The sequence below is a fragment of the Psychrobacter sp. HII-4 genome, from assembly GCF_904846595.1.
GTDB lineage: Bacteria > Pseudomonadota > Gammaproteobacteria > Pseudomonadales > Moraxellaceae > Psychrobacter > Psychrobacter celer.
Genome location: NZ_CAJHBJ010000073.1, coordinates 1 through 3,373, shown reverse-complemented (window position 1 = coordinate 3,373; position 3,373 = coordinate 1). Strand labels below are relative to the sequence as shown.

Below are 3,373 nucleotides of genomic sequence, written 5' to 3'. Positions count from 1 at the left end.
CTCGGCAAAGGTCATACCCTCGTCTATACTTTTAAGAACTTGTTTGCGAAAATCTAGGGAGTAAGTTATGGTCTTTATAATAACAATTGGGTTTGATAATTAGTTTATAACAGTTTTAAGTGGGATTTACTATAATATTTGATTTCTTATCTAAAAATTATTTGGCTATTTTATAGAATCATCAGACTCATCGTCTGTTAAAGAATCAGTAAAAATAGGTTGTTTATTTTTAATCCGCTTAAAAAACTTTTTATTACTATTACTAACAAAAATAGCAGCATTAAACATATTGTATATTATTACAACCATTGTTAGATAGAGAGTATATTTACCTATATCAGCGTAACCTATAAAATCGAAAAATATAGATAATAAAAATAATGTAAGTGCTAACAGTATACCTTTCTGGGCTTTTCTCAATCTTAACTTACTCATTGACTGACCTTTAATTATTTAGTGCATTGCGTCGAAACTTTTTTTGAACATATCATTGCGGCAGCACCACCTGCTGCACCTGCAGTGCCTTCAAGACTTCCTGTAATTGAACCATCAGCCCCTACAGCTCCACCCAAACCAGCACCCGTACCAATAGTTCCAGTTCCAGTTCTTGATAAACTCCAAGTGCGACTACCTGGTGTTAATGTTCCTGTAGTCACAGACCCTCCAGCATGGCTATAAGCACCAATCATAGGACCAATTAATGCACAAGTTGTAACAGTTGGACATGTTCTTCCTTGGGAATCTTTAGTAGCGCCAAATGTTTGTCTAACCCCTAATACTGCTACTAATGTACCACCAGCTTCAGCTTCTACATTACCGCCTTTAGAGATATTATATCCAATATCCTTTATAAATTTATTTACTCTACTATTATTTGGGACACGCGATGGTGGGTTGCTAGCCATATAATTCATACTAGCTGCTGATTGGCCTGTTATCGCCCCTAAACCTGCCATACTATAATCAAGACCAAATGGATCAATCCAATTAACGGAATTAGGCGCATACTGAAAGACATTGAATCCGCCCTGTAACTGAATCGGATCTCTTGTAGTAAACATCCCCATATCAGGATCATAGTAGCGAAAACGGTTATAGCTCAATCCCGTTTCCTCATCAAAGTGCTGACCTTGAAACCTAATAGGCTGTAGCTCATTTTGACTGACTTGTATCTGACCAATCACCTGCTCATTCCAAACTAATTTCGCAGTATTGCCCCACGCCTCATAATCCGCCAACCATACCACCTCACCCTTCTCATTGGTCAGCTCATTCGGCGTACCGAGTTGGTCGTTATGATAATGATAGACCTGTATTGCGTTACTTTCATTATCTAAACTTTCTATATCATCATTAGCCACTTTTGGCAGATCATCACGTAGCCAAGCTAAGCGCGCAATAGGGACAAAGCTGCCTTGATCGTAGATGGTGGTATAGACATGCGTGTCCGTATATTCCTGAATAGGCAAATCACTGTCCCATAGCATATGGGTGTGCTGATGCTGGGTCTGACGGCTTTGTGTGAGCCGCTCTTTACTCTGAATAAAGTTACGAGTTTCACTGTGCTTAGCAATACGTCGACCAAAGGCGTCGTAGTGATACTCGGTGAAGGTTTTAACAATGCTGTTGTCTTGATATTGTGTCCTCAGGCTTTTCTCAAGCTCGTTGTTGGCGTTGTATTAATCTTTCCATATGGCTACAATTCATATAAAATATATTTATCTTAAATATCAAATATACTATGTTGGAAATATCACTCTTTTTTCAGTTTTCTTATTAATGACAAAACTCATTTTTTTAGTCTTATTTTCTATAATATATGTGACTTCAACATGCATCTGATTACTTCCATCAAAAAACCTCTCTAAATTTTTTCCATCTATATTGGTAAATCTCAATAAATTATTACGTGACTCGTATATTTTTTCACTTCCCTTTACTTTATTATTCAAAATAAACATTTTTTTTATTTCTATCTTCTTACTCAAACTATTACCAAAAATATATACATTACTAATATAAATCTTCTTCGTTGGATCCTTAGTATAGAACTCTACTCCTATATCATATACGTCATGATTAACACCCATAATATAAAGTGTGATTAATATCCCACTATCAACAAAAGGATTCAGTACTGAATTATTAATATCTAAATCTTTATAAAAGATTTCTGAAGGTCTATGTTCATATCTGATAGATTCAGATACACCACATCCTGTGATTGCAGTGCTAGCTACAATAGCCATGACAACACTTTTCATTTTATTAAACATTATGTGGCCTATTTCATGTAGTCAAAATTAAATTTTATAATATTACTTTTTAATAAATATCTTTATCGTATAGGTGGACCAGATACTGATTTTTTGAATGAAGGAAACTCTTCACTTGGAGGTACATACCTTTCAGGCTCGTCTCCTCTCACATTACCACCTCCAAGATATGGAAGTACATCTACAACGCCATGTCCAATCATATCTTTAACATATTTATCCCATCCAGGAATGTTGTACCAATTTTCAGGTACAACGCCAGGGTTTATGTAGTTGTATGTAGCTTTGTACTGAGGTCTAATCTCTGGACATAGACAATCACCATTGAAAACAGCTTCTCGACCATCAGGATGTACATATTTCAATTCTTTCTTTCCAACACCATCGTCATGAAATATAGATTGTTCCTCTGATAGAGGTGACCATCCATTTCTTTTATTTCTGACTTCATTATAAGTAGAATGAAGACCATTTCTAGCATCTCGTCCTTCAAAATGCCAAGCGGTCAATGCTTGAGCAACCTTTTTATCTATACCATTTTGTCTGAGAGTATTAGATTGGCTATATGGACCACTACCTAATCCATATGGTTCCAACCCCAACGGATCAACCCAATTAACAGGATTCGGTGCATACTGGAACACATTATCACCACCTCTTAACCCTATCGGATCTCTTGAGGTAAACATCCCCATATCAGGATCATAGTAACGGAAGCGGTTATAGTGCAATCCTGTTTCTTCATCGCAGTGTTGACCTTGAAACCTAATAGGCTGTAGCTCATTTTGACTGACTTGTATCTGACCGATCAATTGCTCATTCCAAACTAATTTCGCAGTATTGCCCCATGCCTCATAATCCGCCAACCATACCACCTCACCCTTCTCATTGGTCAGCTCATTAGGCGTACCGAGTTGATCATTATGATAATGATAGACTTGTATACCAGTTATGGGTTTATCCCGCTCATCTCCATGCGTGTAGCTATCATCTATATTTGTTTCGTCGTTAGCAGCGGTAGTCAGGTTTTCTTTTAGCCATACTAGCCTCGCTACAGGCACAAAGTTATTTTGGTTATAGATAGTGGTGAAAATATG

At 36.9% G+C, this 3,373-nt stretch carries 4 protein-coding genes; all 4 read right to left on the bottom strand.

Annotation, left to right across the window (positions count from 1 at the left end):
* Positions 1 to 165: 165 nt before the first annotated feature.
* Positions 166 to 435: a hypothetical protein gene (locus JMX98_RS13570; RefSeq protein ID WP_201587342.1), complete on the bottom strand. Its 270-nt coding sequence runs from the start codon at positions 433 to 435 to the stop codon at positions 166 to 168.
* Positions 436 to 449: 14 nt separating this feature from the next.
* Positions 450 to 1,487, bottom strand: a complete 1,038-nt coding sequence (locus JMX98_RS13565) for an RHS repeat-associated core domain-containing protein (protein WP_201587340.1) — start codon at positions 1,485 to 1,487, stop codon at positions 450 to 452.
* 252 nt (positions 1,488 to 1,739) lie between these two features.
* A complete protein-coding gene (locus tag JMX98_RS13560; protein ID WP_201587339.1) occupies positions 1,740 to 2,249 on the bottom strand; it encodes a hypothetical protein in 510 nt (169 codons plus the stop codon).
* A gap of 89 nt (positions 2,250 to 2,338) precedes the next feature.
* The coding region (locus JMX98_RS13555) for an RHS repeat domain-containing protein (RefSeq protein ID WP_227680187.1) at positions 2,339 to 3,373 on the bottom strand (1,035 nt) is incomplete at its 5' end.

What these genes read in the sequence shown, in the direction of transcription:
- JMX98_RS13565 (WP_201587340.1), bottom strand. Translation starts at nt 1,487, where the DNA reads ATGCTATGGGACAGTGATTTGCCTATTCAGGAATATACGGACACGCAT.
- JMX98_RS13560 (WP_201587339.1), bottom strand. Translation starts at nt 2,249, where the DNA reads ATGGCTATTGTAGCTAGCACTGCAATCACAGGATGTGGTGTATCTGAA.
- JMX98_RS13570 (WP_201587342.1), bottom strand. Translation starts at nt 435, where the DNA reads ATGAGTAAGTTAAGATTGAGAAAAGCCCAGAAAGGTATACTGTTAGCA.